The following is a 19,528-nucleotide window of genomic DNA, read 5'->3' as shown; positions in this document are numbered from 1 at the left end:
ATGAGCCACCTGATCCTGCTGGCCGTGCCGCTGTTCGTGTTCCTCGGCCTGCTGATCGAGATGACCGGCATGGCCCGCGCCATGGTGGGCTTCCTGGCCAGCCTGCTCGGCCATGTCCGCGGCGGCCTGCACTACGTGCTGGTCGGCGCCATGTACCTCGTCTCCGGCATCTCCGGATCCAAGGCCGCCGACATGGCCGCCGTCGCCCCCGTGCTGTTCCCCGAGATGAAGGCGCGGGGCGCCAAGGAGGGCGACCTCGTGGCCCTGCTCGCCACCACCGGCGCCCAGACCGAGACGATCCCGCCCTCGATCGTGCTGATCACCATCGGCTCGGTCACCGGCGTGTCGATCACCGCCCTGTTCACCGGCGGCCTCCTGCCCGGCCTCGTGCTCGCCCTCACCCTCTGCGCCCTGGTCTGGTGGCGCTACCGCCGCGAGGACCTGCGCCACGTGGCACGACCGTCGGGGCGGGTCATCGGCCACGCCTTCCTGGTGGCGATCCCGGCGCTGGCGCTGCCCTTCGTGATCCGCTTCGCCGTGGTCGAGGGCATCGCCACCGCCACCGAGGTCTCCACCATCGGCATCGTCTACGCCGCGCTGGCCGGCCTGCTGATCTACCGCCAGTTCGACTGGCGGCGGCTCTACCCGATGCTGGTGACCACCGCGACCCTGTCGGGGGCGATCCTGCTGATCATCGGCGCGGCCACCGGCATGGCCTGGGCGCTGACCCAGTCCGGCTTCTCGCAGACGCTGGCCGAGGTCATGAAGGGCCTGCCCGGCGGCGCGCTCGGCTTCCTGTTCGTCTCGGCCGCCGCCTTCATCGTGCTGGGCTCGGTGCTGGAGGGCATCCCGGCCATCGTGCTGTTCGGCCCGCTGCTGTTCCCGATCGCCCGGGCGGTGGGCGTGCACGAGGTCCACTACGCCATGGTGGTGATCCTCGCCATGGGCATCGGCCTGTTCGCCCCGCCCTTCGGCGTCGGCTACTACGCCGCCTGCGCCATCAGCCGCATCCACCCCGACGCCGGCATGCGCCCCATCGTCGGCTACATCCTCGCCCTGCTGGTCGGGCTGCTCGTCATCATCCTCGTCCCCTGGTTCTCCATCGGCTTTCTCTGAGGCGAGGCCTGCCGCGTCGCGACCCCGAGGCGGGCTCCGCCCGGGCTCAGGCCCCGCGCCACGCCCGGGCGACCTCGGCCGCGAAGTCGCGGTAGCCGCGCGGTCGGTGTCCGAGCAGGGCCGCGAAGCGCTCCACCTCGGCGGCCGTCGCCACGGCGCCGTCCTCCTGGTAGCGGCGCATCATGACCTTCAGGTCGTAGGCGAGCCATGCGGGGGCGAAGGCCCGCAGGCGCTCCTCCAGGGCGTCGAGGTCGTCGCCGCCGTAGCCCACCGGGCGCCCGAGAGTCTCGGCCCAGATCTCGGCCAGGGCCGGACCCGTCAGGGCGTCCGGCCCGACGAGGTCGTAGGTCTCGGCGGGCAGCGAGCCAGGCGCCCGCTCCCGGCGCAGGAGTTCGAGGGCCGCCGCCTCGGCGATGTCGCGGGTGTCGACCATCGAGACCCCGGCGGTCCCGAGCGGGACCCCGTAGACGCCAGCGCCGAGCAGAGGCTCCTTCTGGGCGAAGTCGTTCTGCATGAAATAGGCGGGGCGCAGCACCGTGGCCGGCAGGCGCAGGTCGGCGATCATCCGCTCGACCGCGTGCTTCCCGGTGAAATGCGGGGCATCGACATAGGCCTCTGCCTTGTAGACCGAGAGGTAGACGATCCCGCGCACGCCCGCCTCGCGGGCGAGGCTCAGGGTTGTGATCGCCTGGGTCAGTTCGTCCGGCACGTTGGCCACGAGCAGGAACAGGGTGTCGATGCCGGAGAGCGCCGCCCGCATGGCGTCGATATCGGCGGGATCACCGCGCACCGCATCGATACCGGTAGGGAACCGGGCCTTCTCGGGCGCGCGGGTCAGGGCGCGCACGGAGGCGCCGGCCAGTGCGAGGTGCTCGATGACCGCGGAGCCGATGCGGCCGGTGCTGCCCGTGACGAGGATGGTCATGTCGGTTCTCCTGAAGGGCGGTCCGGAGCGGGCCGCCGATGAACCGAAGATGCGCCGTTCCCTTCGCGAGCCATAGACGCCAAGATCGGGACTGGGTGTCTCGACTATGGAACGATGGATGGACCTTTCGGCGCTCACCGCCTTCAATCTCGTCGCCGCTCACGGCGGCTTCGGCCGGGCGGCGCGAGCCAGCGGCCGGCCGAAGGCGACGCTGTCGCGGCGCGTGGCCGAGCTCGAGGCGAGCCTCGGCACGCGGCTGATCGAGCGCGGCGCGCGCAGCCTGCGCCTCACCGAGGCGGGTGCCCTCCTGCATGCCCGCACCGGGCCGCTGCTCGCGGAGATCGCCGAGGTGGGCGCGGCGCTCGGCGGCGGCCTCGACCGGCCGCGCGGCCGCCTGCGGGTGAGCGCGCCGCTGCTTCTCTCAGACACGCAGCTGGGCCGCGTGGCCGCCACCTTCCTGCGGGCCTACCCCGAGGTGGACCTGGAGATCTGCGCGGAGGACCGCTTCGTCGATCCGGTCGAGGAGGATTTCGACGTCATCATCCGCGTGAACCCGAAGCCGGACGACCGCCTGGTCGGACGATGCGTCCTGCGCGACGAACTCTGGCTGGTCGCCGCCCCCGATGCCGCGCGCCCCGCTCCGGCGGCCGAGGGCGAGCCGACGCCGCTGCCGGCGGTCGTGCGGTCGCTGCCGCGGCCGGGAGAGGCTTGGCATGTCCACGACGGACGCTCGCGCAGGTCCTACGTGCCGGCACCGGTCCTGCGCCTGACATCGCTGCCGACCGTGCGCGACGCCGTCGTGGCGGGCGCCGGGACGGCCCTGCTGCCGCGCTCCCTCGTCGGAGGGGACGTCGCGGCGGGCCGGCTGACCTGCTGGGGCTGGCGCGAGGGACCGCCGACGGAATTGTGGGCGCTGCACACGTCCCGACGGCTGGTCAGTCCGAAGGTGAAGGCCTTCGTGGCGCATCTCGCGGCTGAGTTGCAGGACGCCGCCGCGGCGCCGCCCCGATGATGGGAAGCCGTGGCCGCGCTCGATGCCCGTACGGATCGGCCTTCGCCTCGGGGCAGCCGCTCGCGCCTCGGGGCAGCCGCTCGAAAGCACCGCTTCCGTGACGCGCTTCGGACCCGCGGACCCGTCACTTGCGCAGCGGCACGCCCTTCGTGGTGAAGCGCTGGCCGCCGCCCGGACGGTACACCGGTCGCGGCTGGCCGCCCCCCCGGCCCGCCCCCGCCCCGGTTCCCGCCGGCTGCAAGAACGGCACGAGCTGGTCCGGCCGCGGCCCGATGAGGTCCGCGCGGCCCATCTCCCGCAGCGCCTCCCGCAGCAGGGGCCAGTTCTCGGGGTCGTGGTAGCGCAGGAACGCCTTGTGCAGCCGCCGCTGGCGCAGCCCCTTGATCGCCTCGACCGGCTCGCTGCCGCCGCGGCGCACGCCCCGCAGGGGGTTGATCTCGGTGTGGTACATCGCCGTGGCGGTCGCCATCGGCGAGGGCAGGAACGTCTGGACCTGGTCGGCGCGGTAGTTGTTCTTTTTCAGCCAGAGCGCGAGGTGCATCATGTCCGCGTCGGTCGTGCCCGGATGCGCCGCGATGAAGTACGGGATCAGGTAGTACTTCTTGCCCGCCTCCTTGGCGGCGGCGTCGAACATCTCCTTGAAACGGTCGTAGGTGCCGATCCCCGGCTTCATCATCTTGTCGAGGGGACCGCGCTCGGTGTGCTCGGGCGCGATCTTCAGGCGGCCGCCGACATGGTGGGTGACGAGCTCCTTGACGTATTCGGGGCTTCTCACCGCGAGGTCGTAGCGGACGCCCGAGGCGACCATCACCTTCTTGACGCCCTTCACCTCGCGGACCTTGCGGTAGAGCCGGATCAGGTCGTCGTGCGAGGTGTTCAGGTTCGGGCAGATATCCGGGAAGACGCAGGAGGGCAGCCGGCACGCCGCCTCGATCTTCGGGTCCTTGCAGGCCATCCGGTACATGTTGGCGGTCGGCCCGCCGACATCGGAGATCACGCCCGTGAAGCCCGGGGTCTTATCGCGGATCCGCTCGATCTCGCGCAGGATCGAGCCCTCCGAGCGGTTCTGGATGACGCGGCCCTCGTGCTCCGTGATCGAGCAGAAGGTGCAGCCGCCGAAGCAGCCGCGCATGATCGTCACCGAGAACTTGATCATGTCCCAGGCGGGGATCTTCGCGTCGCCGTAGGACGGGTGGGGTGCGCGGGCGTAGGGCAGATCGTAGACCGCGTCCATCTCGTCGCTGGTCAGCGGGATCGGCGGCGGGTTGAGCCACAGGTCGCGGTCGCCGTGGCGCTGGACGAGCGGGCGCGCGTTGCCGGGATTGGCCTCGCGGTGCAGGACGCGCGAGGCCCGGGCATAGGCCTCCTTGTCGTCCTTGACCTCGTCGTAGGCCGGCAGCCGGATCACGGTCTCGCCGGGCCGGCGGGTGGCGGCCTCGTCCGTCGAGTCGAGGTCGTCGGCGGGCAGCTCGGTGTAGTGTTCGGGCACGCGCCGGAACAGGGCGACGCCTCGGATCGCGTCGAGCTGGTGCGGCGCTTCGCCGGCCGCGAGGCGGCTCGCCACCTCGACCACGGCGCGCTCGGCGTTGCCGTAGATGAGGAGGTCCGCCTTGGCGTCTGCCAGGATCGAGCGGCGCACCTTGTCGGACCAGTAATCGTAGTGGGCGATCCGGCGCAGCGACGCCTCGATGCCGCCGAGCACGATGGGCACGTCCTTGAAGGCTTCGCGGCAGCGCTGCGTGTAGACGATGGTGCAGCGGTCCGGGCGCCGCCCGCCCTCGCCGCCGGCCGTGTAGGCGTCGTCGTGGCGCAGCCGCCGATCCGCCGTGTAGCGGTTGACCATCGAATCGAGGTTGCCGCCGGTGACGCCGAAGAACAGCCTCGGCCTGCCGAGCGCCTTGAACGGCTCCGCCGAATGCCAGTCGGGCTGCGCGATGATGCCGACCCGGAAGCCCTGCGATTCGAGCAGCCGGCCGATGATGGCCATGCCGAAGCTCGGGTGGTCCACGTAGGCGTCACCCGTCACCAGCACGATGTCGCAGGACTCCCATCCGAGCGCCGCCATCTCGGCGCGACTCATCGGCAGGAACGGCGCCGCCCGTCCGGTGGACGGCGGCCTGCAGGCCAAGGGGGCCACGGTCTGTTCGGCGTAAGCTCGGGATTCCATGGATCCCTGCATAGGCCGCCGAGACCGCGATCTCAACGAATGGCAGGGTGGCGACGGGGTGGCGAGGGGCGAGCGCGTCTCGGAGCGGCCGTGCCTTGCCTCCGGCCTGCACCGGGCGCGGGCGCGCCGCCCCGGCCGCGGGACGGGACGCGGGCGCCGTTCCCGCCGGAAGACAGTTCATTCAGGGATCGCCCAGACCGAGCTGCGCCTTGTCGGTGAGCCGATCGTTGCGGAACGTCAGCGTGACGTTGGCGCCGTACGTGCCGCGCCCGGGCCAGGAATAGGTCGCGCGCGAGACCCGGCCGACGATCAGGTGCGACACGCGACGGCCGTCGCAGCCCAGACGCGCCCGCACCTGCCGGTGGGTCATCCCGGTCCTGAGGGCCGCGTAGCGCGCGGAATCGACGCGGCAGCCCGCCTTCGAGGCGGCCGCCTCGGTAGTCGGTGCGCCGAGGAGCGCCAGGACGAGCGCCAGGACGAGCGCGAGCGGGAGCGTGCGCCGCATCGGTCAGCCCGGCTCGCCCGCACCGCGGCCATCCGCGTTCGCCGGGGACTTGGATTTGGAATTGGACGGTCCGTCGGCCTCTGCGGACCGGATCTCCACCTTGAGATCCTGCCGCATGTCCTGAAGGTGATCCGTCACCACCCGCTCGCCGGCCTTGAGCCCGGCCAGGATCGCGGTGTCCTCGCCGAAGCTGTCGCCCGTCGTCACCGGCTTCTGGCGCACGACGCCCTGATCGTCGACCACGTAGACGATCTGCTGGGCGAGCCGGGCCGACAACGCGACCGTGGGGACGAGGAGCTTCTCCTCTGTGCCGGTCTTCACCCGTGCGCGGACGAACTGACCGGGCAGGAAGCGCTCGTCGGTGTTCGGCAGCAGCGCGCGCACGAGGCGTCGGGCGGTGCGGGGGTCGAACCGGTTGTCGAGCTGATAGACCTTGGCGTCACGCACGGGCTTGCCGGCCTCGTCCATCACCTCCACGGCCACGGGCCCGCTCTGCATCGCCTCGCGCAAAGCCTCGGAATCCTCGGAGGAGAGGGCCATCTGCACGTCGATCGGGTCGAGCTGCACCACGGTGACCAGCTCCGTCTGGTTCTCGATGACGAGATCGCCGGGATTGATGATCGACAGGCTCGCCCGCCCGTCGAAGGGCGCGTTGACCACCGCGTAGTCGAGGTTGAGATTCTGCCGGGCGATGGCGGCCTCGGCTCCTTGGACCTGCGCCGAGGCCGAGGCCGCGTTCGACTGGAGCTGCTGAAGGCGCTGCTCCGAGGCGTAGCCCTTGTCGGCCAGCGTGTCGGTGCGGCTCACCTCGGCCTGCGCGAACTGGAGCTGCGCCTTGGCCTGCGCCTCCTGCGCCTGGGCCTGGGCGAGCGCCACCTGGAACGGGCGGGGGTCGATCCGGAACAGCACCTGCCCCTTCTTCACGTGGCCGCCCGGCTCGAAGGGGCGCTCGGTGACGTTGCCGGTCACCCGCGCCTGCAGGGCCGCGTCCTGCTGCGCGATGATCGTCCCCGTGTAGGTGAAGCTGATCGGCACGGCCTCGGTCCGCGCCGCCGTTACCGTGACGGCGATCGGCGGCTCGGTCTCGGCGGTCTCCGACGGCCGGTCCGACCAGGGCAGCGCGCCCAACAGGGCGGACGGTTCCGGCCGGCCCATCGCGAACCAGCCGCCCGCGGCCAGGACCAGCGCGGCGCCACAACCGAGAAATCCGTACCGCACTCCCGCCCGCACGCCGACCGCTCCCCCGCTGCGGCGCACCGGGCGCCGGACCGGACGGGGAACACGCCAAACGCCGTCGCGTTGCACGCCCGGTCGTCGCGACCACCGATCCACCGTCGAGGTCCGATGTTCGCCCGCTTTGTCGACCGGCCGGTCCTGGCGGCCGTCATCTCGGTTCTGATCACGCTGATCGGCGCCGTGGCCGGCCTGACCCTGCCGATCGCGCAGTTTCCCGAGATCGCGCCGCCGATCATCAACATCCAGGCGACCTATCCGGGCGCCAGCGCGCAGCAGGCCTACGACGCGGTCACGACCCCTCTCGAGCAGGAGATCAACGGCGCCCAGCACCTGCTCTACATCGCCTCGACCAGCAACACCGACGGCAGCGTCAACCTCGACGCGACCTTCGAGATCGGCTCCGACCTCGATGCCGCCGCCGCGGAGGTGCTGACCCGGGCGAACCGCGCGGAGGCGAAGCTCCCGGCCTCGGTGCGCGCGCAGGGCCTGGAGATCCAGAAGAGCTCCCGCCAGCGGCTCGGCAACATCGTGCTCTACGCCGATCCGGGCGCCCCCTACGACGAGCTGTTCTTGGCCAACTGGGCCGAGACCCAGGTGATCAAGCCGCTCCGCCGCGTCGACGGCATGGGCCGGATCCAGAACTTCTCCCAGAAGCGCTACGCCATGCGCCTATGGCTCGACCCGGTGAAGATGGAGGCGCTCGCGATCAGCCCCGACGCGGTGATCCGCGCGGTGAGCCAGCAGAACGAGCAGATCACCACCGGCTCGCTGGGCAAGCCGCCGACCGACGGCAAGCCCACCGCCTTCGAACTCCAGGTCGTGACCCAGGGACGGCTGAGCCAGCCCCAGGAATTCGCCAACATCCTGCTGCGGGCCAATCCGGACGGTTCCGTGGTCCGGGTCCGGGACGTGGCGCGGGTGGAGCTCGGCTCGGAGCAGTACGGCGTGCGCTCCAGCTTCGACGGGCAGCCCTCGGCGACGCTCGGCCTCTACCAGACGCCCGGCGCCAACGCCGTCCACGTCATGGACGGGGTGAAGAGCACCATGGCCGAACTGGCGCAGCGCTTTCCCCCCGGACTCAAGTACAAGATCGCCCTCGACCGGACCGAGTTCGTCCGGGAGGCGATCCGCGAGGTGGTTCACACCCTGTTCGAGGCGCTGATCCTCGTGGTCGTGGTCACCTACCTGTTCCTGCAGAACTGGCGGGCGACGCTGATCCCCTCCATCGCCGTGCCGGTGGCGCTGGTCGGGACCTTCGGGCCGATGGCGCTGCTCGGCTTCTCCTTCAACACCCTGAGCCTGCTCGGCATGGTGCTGGCGGTCGGCCTCGTGGTCGACGACGCGATCATCGTGGTCGAGAACACCGAGCGGCTGATGGACGAGGGCATGGAGCCGCGCCCGGCCGCCCGCGAGGCGGTGAACGAGGTCGCCGGCCCGGTGATCGCCACCACCCTGGTGCTGGCGGCCCTGTTCGTGCCGGTGGCCTTCATCCCGGGCCTCACCGGCCAGCTCTACAACCAGTTCGCCCTGACCATCGCGATCTCGGTGCTGATCTCCGCCGTCGTATCGCTCACCCTGACGCCGGCTCTGTGCGGCCTGATCCTCAAGCACCGTCCGGAGGGGGCCGGGGCGCACCGGAGCCGGTGGAAGGCGCCGCTGCGCTGGTTCAACCGGACGCTGGAGCGGGCCGCGGGCCTGCTCACCGCGATGATCGGGCGGCTCACCCGCCACATCGTGCTCGTCGGCCTCGCCTTCGCGGCCTTCGCGGCACTCACGGTGCTCCTCGTGATGCAGCGCCCGACCGGCTTCGTCCCCAACGAGGACCAGGGCTACTTCTTCGCCGACGTCGCCCTGCCGAAGGGGGCCGCGGTGGCGCGCACCGACCGGATGGTCGAGCGGCTCGGCCGGAGCCTGCGGGACATGCCGGAGGTCGATCACACGATCGGCGTCGTCGGGCGCAGCATCCTCGCCGACGCGGTGGCGCCATTCTACGGGTTCCAGATCCCGGTCCTGAAGCCCTGGGGCGAGCGGGCGGCCTCGGCCGACGCCATCATCGCCCGCGTGCAGAAGGAATTCCGGCACGATCCGGACGGGAAGGTGCGGGTGGTCAACCCGTCGCCGCTGCCGGGGCTCGGCACCCGCAGCGGCCTGACGCTCGAGATCCAGGACCGCAGCGGCACCGGGGGCCTCAAGCTCGCCGAGGCGGCCCAGCGCTTCATCGACGAGCTGGAGAAGAGCCCCAACATCGCCCAGGCGCTGCCGACGACGAGCTACGGCGTCCCGCAGATCCGCCTGGAGATCGACCGGGCCAAGGCCGAGCAGCTCGGCGTGCCGCTTCAGAACCTGTTCGACGCGCTCGGGACCTATGTCGGGTCGAGCTTCGTCAATCTCTTCAACCGCTTCGGCTTCGTCTATCAGGTCTACGTGCAGAGCGAGGCCACGGGGCGGCGCACGATCCAGGATCTGGAGGCCCTGCCGGTCCTCAACAGCCGGGGCGAGCCGGTGCGGATCGGCTCCCTGGTGCGGGCGGAGTTCACCACCGGCCCCACCGCGGTCCTGTCCTACAACACCTATCCGGCCATCGAGGTGGCGATCGAGGTGGCCGCCAGCGCGAGTTCCGGAACGGTGCTCAAGCAGGTCGAGGCGCTGGCCAAGAGCCGCCTGCCCTCGGACTATGCCGTCGAATGGACCGACGTCGCCTACCAGGAGAAGGTCGCGGGCGGCTACGCGCCTCTGATCTTCGGCCTCGGCGTGCTGATGATCTTCCTGCTGCTCGCCGGGCAGTACGAGTCGCTGCGCCTGCCCTTCGTGATCCTGCTGGCGACGCCGATCGCGATCTTCGGGGCGATCGGCTTCCTGGCTTTGCGCGGGCTCGAACTCGACATCTTCGGCCAGATCGGGCTGCTGCTGCTCGTCGGGCTCGCCGCCAAGAACTCGATCCTGCTCGTCTCCTTCGCAGAGGATCTGCGCCGACAGGGCGAGGACGTTCTCAAGGCGGCCCAGGACGCGGCGCGCCTGCGCATGCGCCCGATCCTCATGACCTCCTTCGCGTTCATCACCGGCTCGATCCCGCTCGCCATCGCGAGCGGCGCCGGGGCGCATGCCCGCGTCTCCATGGGGACGGTGGTGATCGGCGGCCTCGTGGTGGCGACCTTCATCACCCTGTTCATCACCCCGACCTTCTACGTCGCCTTCGAGCGGCTGCTCGGACGCCGCGACGCTGCCGGTGAGACGCGATCCGGGCCGGAAGGCGCCGCGCAGCCGGCCGAGTAGCCGCGTTGGTCCGTCAGGAAGACGGCCGCGCCGGCCCCGGAATCGACGGCGAGGGGGAGCCGGTGCGGCCATGAAGACCGTCATGCCGCGCTGGCGGCTGATCCTGTCCCGAACCCTCCGCCAGGCCTGGGTCCGCGCCGCCCTCTACTGCGTCGGCGGCGTCCTGGCGGCCCTGGTGGCGTGGCGCTTCCAGTTTCACGTCGAGGAAAACTTCGCCCTCAGCGTCGGCGCCGACGCCGTCGGCAACGTCCTGAGCATCCTGGCCTCCTCGATGCTGACGGTGACCACCTTCTCGCTGACCGTGCTGGTGAACGCCCTCGGTTCCGCCTCGTCAGGAGTGACCCCGCGCGCCACGACCCTGTGGAGCGAGGACCGGCGGGCCCACGACGCGCTCGCCACGTTCCTCGGCGCGTTCATGTTCTCGGTGGTCGGGATCATCGCCCTGTCGACCCGCCTCTACGGGCCGGGCGGTCGCCTCGTGCTGCTGGGTGCGACCGTGGTGGTCATCGGCCTGATCGTGGTCACGCTCCTGCGCTGGATGCAGCAGCTCACCCGCTTCGGACGGGTCGGCGAGACGATCCGGCTGGTCGAGCACGCGGCGGCGCAGGCCCTGCGCGCCCGGCGCGACCGGCCACATCTCGGCGGGATCCCCCCGGATCCGGCGCATCGCCACGCGCGGCCGGTCCTCTCGGACCGGATCGGCTACATCCAGCACGTCGACCTATCGTCGCTGACGCGGGCGCTGGATGGCCGCGACGTGATGCTGGACGTGGCCGTGCTGCCCGGCGCCTTCGTCCATAAGGCCACGCCGCTCGCCTTCGTGGATCCGGATATGAAGGCAGACGCACTGGCCGCAATCCGCCGGGCCTTCCTGATCGCCGACGACCGCGCCTGGGAGCAGGATCCGCGCTTCGGGCTGTCGGTCCTCGCGGAGATCGGATCGAAGGCGCTTCCGCCGACGGCCGCCGATTACGGGACGGCCATCGCGGTCATCGGCGCCGGGTTGCGCGTGCTCTCGGAATGGGTCCCGGATCCGGACCGGCCGCCGCCTGAACCCGAGCATCCGCGCATCCGCGTCCCGGCCCTGTCGACGGAGGACCTGATCGCCGATTTCTTCCATCCGCTGGCCCGCGAGGGCGGCGGGATCGTGCAGGTTGGCGTGCGGCTGCAGAAGGTGCTGGCGGCCCTGCGGAGCCTGTCTCCTGAGCGCTTCTCCGTCGCGGCCGGGCGCGCCTCGATGCTGGTCACGGAGCACGCGGGCTTCGCCCTCGTGGTCCCATCCGAGAAGGCCGCCGTGGAGGCCCTGACGCTCCGCTGACACCGCCAGGCGCGCCATAGGCGCGTTCTCCCGCCTGCCGCCACGACGCTCCGGAACGACCGCGCCGCGGCGCCAATCCGCGCCCGATCGGAACCGCCGATCCGCCGATCCATTGGGTCAACGAACAATCACCGGCTGGCTGCCAAGGATGGATGGATCGATGGTCGGAACGCGCACCCTTTCTGACAGATCCGCCCGGGTTTCCATGATCCGCGCGGCCATCGGTGCCAGCGCGCTGATCCTGCTCTCCGGGCCGGTGCTGGCTCAGTCGGCAGCAAGCCGGATCGACCAGCCGACGCCGGGCACGCTTCCTTCCGGTGTCAGCACCACGAAGGGCGGCGCTTCCCCAGCCGAGCGGTCGACCGGCTCCGTGTCGCCGCCGAGCGCCATCTCCGCGTCGACGGATGTCATGCAGGGCGGCAGCACCGGTTCCGAATCCAGCCGGGGCAAGAATGCGCGCACCAACCCGCTCGATCACCTCCCGCCGGAGTACAAGCGATAGATCGAACGCCCTCAGGCGGCGCGATCGCCCCCCGGCGCCCGCGCGGCACGAGGGGAACCGCCGGATTGCTGGCTCGAGGGTAATACCGAGCGCGCGGAGCCTTCGTTCGCGCAGCCGGTTCGTTGGGCAGCCAAACTTCAACCCTGAACAGCCGAAAGGGCATCCGAATGGTCGACACGGACAGGATTGCGGGCGCCGCACGTGAACTCGGCGGCAAGGTGCAGGGCGCGGTCGGCGACTTGGCCGGCTCGAACGGCGTCTCCGTCGAGGGGCGCCTTCGCGAAGCCCACGGTGCCGCCGAGAACCTCTATGGCCAAGCCAAGGACGCAGTTCGGCATGCGGCTGACGAGGTCTCGGACCACGCTGCGGAGGCCTACGATCGGGGCCGCCACTACGCGTGGGAAGGCCATGAGAGATCCGCCGAGTGGCCCCATGCCTCCCTCCTCGTCGCGGGCCTCGTCGGCTTCGGCCTGGGTTTCCTCATCAGCCGGCTCTGAACCGGGCCGCCCACGCTCGCCGCCGTCCATGGCGCCGAGCGTTGCGGGCCGCCGAGGCGAGGCCGTAGCGCCGCCGCAACGGCGCAGGTCGTCCGCGCGGGCCGCGCCCGGGGCGCGTTGACCTCGAGCCGGTCCGCCGACTAGATCAGCGCATGCGCAGGTTCAACGACCGAACGGCTCGCCGCCGCGCGGTCATTGCCGTGACCGCGCTCTACGCGCTGCTGCTCCAGGCCTTCCTGATCGCGGTCTACCCCGCGGCGCCGCTGGCCGGCACCGATCGCGTGATCTGTGCCGAACACGGGGGTGGGGTGCCCGCCGACGACGGGAGCCCGCCCTGCCGGCAGCATCCCTGCTGCATCCTGGCCCAGGTGGCCCAGCCCCTGGCCCAGCCCCCATCCGCGCCGGCCGAGGAACCTGCCCGGCCGCGCCGGATGACCGCGCTGCCCTGGAGGCCGACCGCGCCCCTCGGCCCCCGTGCCCCGCCCGACCCCGCCGTCAGCTCCCGAGGTCCGCCGACCGCCTGATCGATCCGTTTCCCGATCGCTCAGACCCGGACCCTCCCATGTCGATCTCGCTTCAGGGCAGCACCTCCTCCATCGGGGCGGTGGCTGCGGCGCGCGTGTCCCGCGACGCCGTCTACCGCGCCGTCTGGCGCTGGCACTTCTTCGCCGGCCTGATGTGCCTGCCCTTCCTGATCACGCTCTCGGCGACCGGCGCGCTGTACCTGTTCCAGAGCGAGATCAACGCGACGGTGTTCGCCTACCGGACCCGGGTCGCCGCGCAGCCCACACCGCCGCTCGGCCCCGACCGCCTGATCTTCAACGCCACGCAGGCCGTACCCGAGGGCACGCCGGTCTCCTACACCGACCCGCGCGACGCGGACGGCGCGGCGGTGGTCACGGTCGCGGACGGCGCCCGCAAGGTCCTCGTCTTCCTCGATCCCTACACCGGCAGCGTCCTCGACCGGGTCGACCGGGACGGCGAGTTCTTCATGGTCGTGCGGCACCTGCACAGCCTCGCCTATTTCGGACCCTGGGCCAACGCGCTGATCGAGATCGTGGCCGGCTTCGCGATCATCCTGGTGGCGACGGGGGTCTATCTGTGGTGGCCGCGGGGCCAGGACGGGGGCGTCGTCTCGGTCCGCGGCACGCCGCGGCGGCGCGTCTGGTGGCGCGACCTGCACGCCGTGACCGGGCTGGTGGCCGGGGGCGGCCTGTTCTTCCTGGCGCTGACTGGCCTGCCGTGGTCGGTCTGGTGGGGCGACCAGTTCCGGGCCTGGACGAACGCGGCCGGGCTCGGCCAGCCGGCCGCCCTGTGGGCGAACAAGCCGGTCTCGAACGTGCCCATGGGCGAGATGCTCACCACCGCCGGCTGGACGCTGCAGGACGCGCCGGCGCCGAAGTCGCAGTCGGCGGGGGCCGCCCGGAGCCTCGGCGTCGACGAGGCCGCGCGGGTCCTCGCGCGCCTCGGCATGCCGCGGGGCTACGAGCTGTCGCTCCCGATCGGCCCGACCGGGATCTACGCGGCGGCGGCCTATCCGCGCGACGTGAACCGGCAGCGGATGATCTCCCTCGACCAGTACACCGGCAAGCCGCTCGTGGACGTCCGCTTCACCGATCTCGGCCCGGTCGCGCGGGCGGTGCAGTACGGCATCGGCATCCACAAGGGCGAGCACTGGGGCCGGGCCAACCAGCTCGCGATGCTGGCCTTCTGCCTCGGCACGATCCTGCTCTCGGTCACCGCCGGAACCATGTGGTGGAAGCGGCGCCCGCGTGGCGGCCTCGGCGTGCCGCCCGGGCCGCGCGACCGGCGCGTCGCCGCGACCGTGACGGGGATCGTGCTCGGCCTCGGGATCCTGTTCCCGCTGACCGGGTTGGCGATCCTGGCCATGCTCGGCCTCGACGTCGCGACCGCGCGCGCCGTCCGGAGCCGGACGGCCTGAGCGCGCCGGAACGGGAGCAGCTCCCGTGCTCGCGCGCATGCGATCGGTGGGATCGGCACGCCGGCTCAGCACCGGCCTGATCCTGCTCGCCCTGTGGCTTCAGGCGCTAGCGCCCGCCTCCGCCCTGATGGACCGCGCGCGGCAGGCCCGGGCGCAGGCGACGGCCGTCGACGCACTGATCCACGCGGCGATCTGCGGGCGGGTTCAGGACCGCGCCGTCGCTGCGGACGCGCCGGCCGACCCTGTGGTCTGCGACCGGTGCCCCTTCTGCCGCTGCACCGCGGCCGCCCCCCTGCCGGTGGTGCCCGACGCCCGCGTCGGGTGCCTCGTCTGGCAACGGATCACCTGGCCGATCCCGCCGCCGGCCCACGACGTCCGGCCACCGCGCATCGCCGGCCGGGCCCGCGCGCCTCCCGCGACCGTCTGAGTGCGGCCCAGTCCGGGCCGCTCGGCATTCCGCGCCCAGCCCGCCTGCGTTCAGACGAGACCCGAGATCATGTCCATCCCCCCTGCCACCAGACCGGGACGCGTCGTCGCCCTGCTGCTGGCCGCGAGTCCGCTCGGCATCACCGCCGCCCAGGCCCAGCAAGCCGTCACCCTGGAGGAGCTGTCCGTCGTCGGCGAGGGCGGCGCACCCGGACCCGTGGCAATAGCGCGGCCCGCAAGCGCCGGCCCGGCTCCGGCCGTCCCGACCCCGATCGCCGCCCCCGTGGGCACGGTGAACACAGCGATCGGCCGCCAGGCCGTCATCGACGACCGGCCCGCGGTCAACATCGCCGACGTCGCGCGCAACAGCCCCGGCGTCACCATCCGCCAGGGCAACGGTCCGCGGGACGTGATCATCTCCATCCGCGGCAACAACGCCCGCGCCACCGGCGTCTCGCGCAACGTCGTCGTGCTGGAGGACGGCTTCCCCGTCACCCAGGCCGACGGCTCCTCGCGCTTCGACATCACCGACCCGCGCGCCTACAGCAGCCTCGACGTGTTCCGCGGGCCGCAATCGGCGCTGTTCGGCAACTATGCCACCGGCGGCGCGCTCGTCTTCAACACCCGGCGCGGAGCGGCGATCAATGGCGTCGAGTACGGGGTCGACGCCGGCAGCTTCGGCTACCTCAACAACTACGCCACCGTCGGCGGGATCAGCGGGCCTTTCGAGTACAGCCTGTTCACCAGCGACGCCCGGGGCAATGGCTTCCAGGGCCACAGCGCGTTCAACACGCAGACGATCAACTTCCTCGGCACATACGCACCGACCCCGGACAACCGCTTCACGCTGAAGATCATCAACAACGAGATCCAGGCGAACCTGCCGGGCCGCAGCTCGCTGCTCCAGTTCTACCAGAATCCCTACCAGCGCGGCTGCGCCTCGGCGCTCGCCGCGGCGCCCGGCTGCGTGACCTACACCCTGCCGATCAACGGCCGCAACGGCGCCACCGTGCCGGTCACGGCCGACGAGGGCGGCTTCTTCCGCGGCGACCGGCGCACCATCGTCGGCGGTCGCTACGAGCACGATTTCGACGCCGACACGACCTGGCGCACCCAGCTCGTGTTCGACGACCGCAACATCAACCAGCCGTTTTACACCACGTCGTCACGGGGTGACTTCCCCGGCTTCAACGTCCTCTCCGACGTGACCCGGCGGGGCGACCTGTTCGGGCTGCCGATGACCGGCTACGTGGCGCTGGCCTACAACACGCTCAATTCCAACTCGCTCACCTACTTCCGTGCACCCTACGGGGGGGCCAGGCTCGGCGCCCTGAACGCCAACCTTGCGGCGACGCAGGATAACCTCGGCGGCCGGGCCCGGATCGAGCTGCAGCTGTCCGACCAGTGGACTGCGGTCGCCGGCATCAGCGCCGAGAACACCGCGATCAACGGCCGCAACATCGCCTACAGCTACCCGACCGCCGGGGGCGTGACCGCCACCACCGCCAATCTCGACCGCACCTTCCTCAACGTCGCGCCCGAGTTCTCGCTGACTTACCGGCCGGATCAGGAATGGCGCTTCCTCGGTCGGGTCGCTGCCGGCTACGCCACACCCTCGGCCTCGAACTTGACCGTCACCCCGGCGGGCGTGCCGGGCAACAACACGCAGCTCCAGACGCAGGAGAATCTCGGCTTCGACCTTGGCGCCGCTTGGTCGCCGCTGCCCGAGCTGCAGGTCTCCGTCACGGGCTTCTACGAGTTCTTCCGCAACGAGTTGATCTCGCAATCGCCGGGTGCCGGACTGCTGACCTATTTCTTCAACGCCCCAGCATCCGAGCATCGCGGCGTCGAGGTCGGCGGGACCTGGACGTCGCCGGACGGCTGGCGGGCCACGCTGGCCTACACGCACGACGACCAGATCTACACGACCTACACGGAGCAGCTCAGCGCCGGGACGCGCACGGCGCGGTTCAACCGGGCGGGCAAGCAGATCCCCGGCGTGCCGATGGACGCGGCTCTGGCCCGGTTCGGGTACGAGCAGACCACGGGGCCCTGGGCCGGATTGGGGGCTTTCGTCGAGACGGTCTACCAGAGCGATTTCTACCTCGACAACGCCAACCTGCTGAAGGCACCGGGCTTCACGATCGTGAACCTCAACGTGCACTACGACCGGGTCCTCTCCGGCGCGGCCGAGGTGGGCTTCGCCAAGCGGCTGAGCCTGTACTTCGAGGTCCGGAATCTGTTCGACCGGGTCTACACCAACGCGGCGCAGAACCTCGCGGACACGATCAGCGGGACGACCGGCCTGCAGAACGGCGCGGGCGTGCTGGCCGCCACCTCCGGCTCGATCTTCGCCGGCGCGCCGCGCAACTTCGTCGGCGGGATGAAGCTGGCCTTCTGACCGGATCTTCCGTCATCACCCCCATCCGCCACCGACCAAACGGAGCATGCCATGCGATTCACGAACCGTCCCATCCTCGCGCGCGCCGCCCTCGGCCTGGCCACGCTGCTCGCCGCCACCACCGCCGGCGCGGCGGCGGATTATGCGGCCGGCCCGCTCAAGATCGGCCATCCCTGGTCGCGTGCCACGCCCAACGGTGCCCAGGTCGCGGGCGGCTATCTCGCCGTCACCAACACCGGCTCTGAACCCGACACGCTGACCGGCGCGACGATCGAGGAGGCCGGCCGGGCCGAACTGCACACGATGTCGATGGAGGGCGGGGTGATGAAGATGGCCCCCGTCGAGGGCGGCCTCGTGATCAAGCCCGGCGAGACGGTCACGCTCAAGCCGGGCGGCTACCACCTCATGTTTCTCGACCTGAAGGGCCCGCTGAAGAAAGGCCAGTCGGTCAAGGGTACGGTGACCTTCGCCAAGGCCGGCACCGTGCCGGTGGACTTCACCGTGGAGGGTATCGCCGCGAAGGCGCCCGCCTCGGGGGCCGCCGAGATGGACCACGGCGGCATGGAACATGGTGGCATGGGGCATGGTGGCCACGCGCACTGAAGGACCGCCCGGCCGGCCTCCGAGAGCCGCTCCCGATCGGGAGCGGCCCTAGGCCGGGACTTCGGCCGATTTCCCCGGCAGACGGCGGGGCGCCCCGTCGAAGCGGGCGACCTTGCGGGCGGCAAACAGCATCAGCGCCGCGAGGACCAGCATCGCGCCGTCGAAGGCGAGGAAAACCGGCTCGACATGCGCCTCTCCGGCAATCCGGAGCGCGGCGGCACGGCCGAGATCCGCGACCGCGACCGCGCCGAACAGCCCGGCCGTCGCCGTGAGCGTCTCCCGCCACGCCCGCCGGTGCGCGCGGAGGAACGCGGCCAGGGCGACGAGGAGCCAGACGGCGAAGAACGCCCGAACCTCCCACTCCGCCCGCTCCGGCAGTGTGGCGGGCAGGACCCGGTTGGCCAGGAAGTACCCGGCGATCGCCGCCGGCAGACCGGCGACCGTCGCGACGTTCAGGCCCTGGACGAGGCGCAGGCCGAAGCCCCGGGGCGCGTCCCCCTTGGGCAGGCGCGCCACCGTCCACAGCAGCAGCCCGGTCGCCACCATGGCGCTGCCGGCGAGGCCGCACAGGAAGAACAGGATCCGCAGCGCCGGGCCGGCGAAGTGGGCCTCGTGCAGGCCGACCATCGCGGTGAAGGTCTTGGTCGGCGGCTGCAGGCCGCCCGCGCGCACCTCCAGGACCGCGCCCGTCACCCCGTCGAAGGCGATCTGCGGGTGCTCGTGGGAGAGGCCGTGCGGCTCCTCGAACACCGCCACCACCGTGGCGTTGGCGTCCTTCGGGTTGACGATCGTGATCCGCTCCAGGGGCTCGGCGATCCTCTCCATCGCGCCCACCACCAGCGGCCCGACCGGAGCCAGCGCGCCGGGCTGGCCGGCGGGCGGACGCGGCGCGGTAATCTGGCCGGATTCGGCGAAGTAGCGCGGGCTGTCGCCGCGATAGGCCGTGCTCAGCCCCCAGGGCACGTACATCACCATGAGCGTGGCGAGCCCGGTATAGGTGATCATCAGGTGGAACGGCAGGGCGAGGACGCCCGTGACGTTGTGCGCGTCGAGCCAGCCGCGCTGGGCGGACTTGTCCCGGCGGAAGGTGAAGAAGTCGGCGAAGATGCGCCGGTGCGTGACGATGCCTGAGATCAGCGCCACCAGCATGATGATCGCGCAGGCGCCGACGATCCAGCGGCCCCAGAGCGGCGGCAGGTTCAGCTCGAAGTGGAAGCGGTAGAGGAAGTCCCCGCCGCGGGTCGCCCGCGCCGCCGCCGGCGCGCCGCTGTCGGGATCCAACAGGACGTGCCCGGGCGGCCGGCCCGGCCCCGTCCGCCAGAACAGCTCCAGCACCGGCCTCTCGGCCTGCGGCAGCGCGAGGAACCACGTCCGCGCGCCACCCGCATGGGTCTGCAGGTAGGCGACGCCGCGCTCGGCCGCCGCCGCGAGCTCCGCCGGCCCGAAGGTCCGGTCGGTGCGGAGTTCGGGCCGCATCCACTGCGAGATCTCGGTCCGGTAGTAGCTCGCCGTGCCCGTCACGAAGACGGCGAACAGCACCCAGCCGACGACGAGGCCCGACCAGGCGTGGAGCCACGCCATCGACTGCCGGAAGGTCTTGCCCAC

Annotated in this window: 16 protein-coding genes; 11 read left to right on the top strand and 5 right to left on the bottom strand. The window is 71.5% G+C overall.

Annotation, left to right across the window (positions count from 1 at the left end; translation table 11 throughout):
- Positions 1 to 1,116, top strand: a 1,116-nt coding sequence (locus tag ACLBX9_RS07005) for a TRAP transporter large permease (RefSeq protein ID WP_447718402.1), incomplete at its 5' end; no start/stop codon positions are given.
- A gap of 46 nt (positions 1,117 to 1,162) precedes the next feature.
- On the opposite strand, the gene ACLBX9_RS07000 is transcribed toward ACLBX9_RS07005, so the two are convergent.
- Positions 1,163 to 2,041, bottom strand: a complete 879-nt coding sequence (locus tag ACLBX9_RS07000; RefSeq protein ID WP_447718401.1) for an SDR family oxidoreductase — start codon at positions 2,039 to 2,041, stop codon at positions 1,163 to 1,165.
- Positions 2,042 to 2,159: 118 nt separating this feature from the next.
- Between ACLBX9_RS07000 and ACLBX9_RS06995 the strand changes: the two genes are divergently transcribed.
- Positions 2,160 to 3,053, top strand: a complete 894-nt coding sequence (locus ACLBX9_RS06995) for a LysR family transcriptional regulator (protein ID WP_447718400.1) — start codon at positions 2,160 to 2,162, stop codon at positions 3,051 to 3,053.
- Positions 3,054 to 3,177: 124 nt separating this feature from the next.
- Here the strand turns inward: ACLBX9_RS06995 and ACLBX9_RS06990 are convergent, their stop codons facing one another.
- From ACLBX9_RS06990 to ACLBX9_RS06980, 3 genes are all read right to left on the bottom strand, one after another.
- On the bottom strand, positions 3,178 to 5,220 hold the full coding sequence (locus ACLBX9_RS06990; RefSeq protein WP_447718399.1) for a YgiQ family radical SAM protein: 2,043 nt from the start codon (positions 5,218 to 5,220) through the stop codon (positions 3,178 to 3,180).
- Between the two features lie 181 nt (positions 5,221 to 5,401).
- Positions 5,402 to 5,725 carry a hypothetical protein gene (locus ACLBX9_RS06985; protein ID WP_447718398.1) on the bottom strand — a complete coding sequence of 108 codons (324 nt, stop codon included), beginning with the start codon at positions 5,723 to 5,725 and terminating at the stop codon, positions 5,402 to 5,404.
- A 3-nt stretch (positions 5,726 to 5,728) separates the two neighbouring features.
- Positions 5,729 to 6,955: an efflux RND transporter periplasmic adaptor subunit gene (locus ACLBX9_RS06980; RefSeq protein ID WP_039893324.1), complete on the bottom strand. Its 1,227-nt coding sequence runs from the start codon at positions 6,953 to 6,955 to the stop codon at positions 5,729 to 5,731.
- 114 nt (positions 6,956 to 7,069) lie between these two features.
- On the opposite strand from ACLBX9_RS06980, the gene ACLBX9_RS06975 reads away from it, so the two are divergent.
- From ACLBX9_RS06975 to ACLBX9_RS06935, 9 genes are all read left to right on the top strand, one after another.
- Positions 7,070 to 10,234, top strand: coding sequence for an efflux RND transporter permease subunit (locus ACLBX9_RS06975; protein WP_039893321.1), 3,165 nt, complete (start codon positions 7,070 to 7,072; stop codon positions 10,232 to 10,234).
- A gap of 70 nt (positions 10,235 to 10,304) precedes the next feature.
- Positions 10,305 to 11,552 carry a DUF2254 domain-containing protein gene (locus tag ACLBX9_RS06970; RefSeq protein ID WP_447718397.1) on the top strand — a complete coding sequence of 416 codons (1,248 nt, stop codon included), beginning with the start codon at positions 10,305 to 10,307 and terminating at the stop codon, positions 11,550 to 11,552.
- Between the two features lie 160 nt (positions 11,553 to 11,712).
- Positions 11,713 to 12,054, top strand: coding sequence for a hypothetical protein (locus ACLBX9_RS06965; protein WP_447718396.1), 342 nt, complete (start codon positions 11,713 to 11,715; stop codon positions 12,052 to 12,054).
- Positions 12,055 to 12,221: 167 nt separating this feature from the next.
- Positions 12,222 to 12,551, top strand: a complete 330-nt coding sequence (locus ACLBX9_RS06960) for a CsbD family protein (protein ID WP_447718395.1) — start codon at positions 12,222 to 12,224, stop codon at positions 12,549 to 12,551.
- 152 nt (positions 12,552 to 12,703) lie between these two features.
- Positions 12,704 to 13,075 carry a hypothetical protein gene (locus ACLBX9_RS06955; RefSeq protein ID WP_447718394.1) on the top strand — a complete coding sequence of 124 codons (372 nt, stop codon included), beginning with the start codon at positions 12,704 to 12,706 and terminating at the stop codon, positions 13,073 to 13,075.
- Between the two features lie 38 nt (positions 13,076 to 13,113).
- Complete coding sequence (locus ACLBX9_RS06950; RefSeq protein WP_447718393.1) at positions 13,114 to 14,493, top strand: PepSY-associated TM helix domain-containing protein; 1,380 nt, start codon at positions 13,114 to 13,116, stop codon at positions 14,491 to 14,493.
- Positions 14,494 to 14,518: 25 nt separating this feature from the next.
- Positions 14,519 to 14,920, top strand: a complete 402-nt coding sequence (locus ACLBX9_RS06945) for a hypothetical protein (RefSeq protein ID WP_447718392.1) — start codon at positions 14,519 to 14,521, stop codon at positions 14,918 to 14,920.
- A 69-nt stretch (positions 14,921 to 14,989) separates the two neighbouring features.
- A complete protein-coding gene (locus tag ACLBX9_RS06940; protein WP_447718391.1) occupies positions 14,990 to 17,320 on the top strand; it encodes a TonB-dependent receptor family protein in 2,331 nt (776 codons plus the stop codon).
- 51 nt (positions 17,321 to 17,371) lie between these two features.
- Positions 17,372 to 17,923: a copper chaperone PCu(A)C gene (locus tag ACLBX9_RS06935; protein WP_447718390.1), complete on the top strand. Its 552-nt coding sequence runs from the start codon at positions 17,372 to 17,374 to the stop codon at positions 17,921 to 17,923.
- 48 nt (positions 17,924 to 17,971) lie between these two features.
- Here ACLBX9_RS06935 and ACLBX9_RS06930 read toward each other — a convergent pair whose 3' ends face one another.
- Positions 17,972 to 19,528 carry a PepSY-associated TM helix domain-containing protein gene (locus tag ACLBX9_RS06930; RefSeq protein WP_010684207.1) on the bottom strand — a complete coding sequence of 519 codons (1,557 nt, stop codon included), beginning with the start codon at positions 19,526 to 19,528 and terminating at the stop codon, positions 17,972 to 17,974.

Source organism: Methylobacterium sp. A49B (assembly GCF_053346215.1).
This window is presented reverse-complemented; position numbering and strand designations above follow the sequence as displayed.

Excerpts from the sequence above, each read along its gene's own strand:
- ACLBX9_RS07000 (WP_447718401.1), bottom strand. The coding sequence starts at position 2,041 with ATGACCATCCTCGTCACGGGCAGCACCGGCCGCATCGGCTCCGCGGTC.
- ACLBX9_RS06995 (WP_447718400.1), top strand. The coding sequence starts at position 2,160 with ATGGACCTTTCGGCGCTCACCGCCTTCAATCTCGTCGCCGCTCACGGC.
- ACLBX9_RS06990 (WP_447718399.1), bottom strand. The coding sequence starts at position 5,220 with ATGGAATCCCGAGCTTACGCCGAACAGACCGTGGCCCCCTTGGCCTGC.
- ACLBX9_RS06985 (WP_447718398.1), bottom strand. The coding sequence starts at position 5,725 with ATGCGGCGCACGCTCCCGCTCGCGCTCGTCCTGGCGCTCGTCCTGGCG.
- ACLBX9_RS06975 (WP_039893321.1), top strand. The coding sequence starts at position 7,070 with ATGTTCGCCCGCTTTGTCGACCGGCCGGTCCTGGCGGCCGTCATCTCG.
- ACLBX9_RS06970 (WP_447718397.1), top strand. The coding sequence starts at position 10,305 with ATGAAGACCGTCATGCCGCGCTGGCGGCTGATCCTGTCCCGAACCCTC.
- ACLBX9_RS06965 (WP_447718396.1), top strand. The coding sequence starts at position 11,713 with ATGGTCGGAACGCGCACCCTTTCTGACAGATCCGCCCGGGTTTCCATG.
- ACLBX9_RS06960 (WP_447718395.1), top strand. The coding sequence starts at position 12,222 with ATGGTCGACACGGACAGGATTGCGGGCGCCGCACGTGAACTCGGCGGC.
- ACLBX9_RS06955 (WP_447718394.1), top strand. The coding sequence starts at position 12,704 with ATGCGCAGGTTCAACGACCGAACGGCTCGCCGCCGCGCGGTCATTGCC.
- ACLBX9_RS06950 (WP_447718393.1), top strand. The coding sequence starts at position 13,114 with ATGTCGATCTCGCTTCAGGGCAGCACCTCCTCCATCGGGGCGGTGGCT.
- ACLBX9_RS06940 (WP_447718391.1), top strand. The coding sequence starts at position 14,990 with ATGTCCATCCCCCCTGCCACCAGACCGGGACGCGTCGTCGCCCTGCTG.
- ACLBX9_RS06935 (WP_447718390.1), top strand. The coding sequence starts at position 17,372 with ATGCGATTCACGAACCGTCCCATCCTCGCGCGCGCCGCCCTCGGCCTG.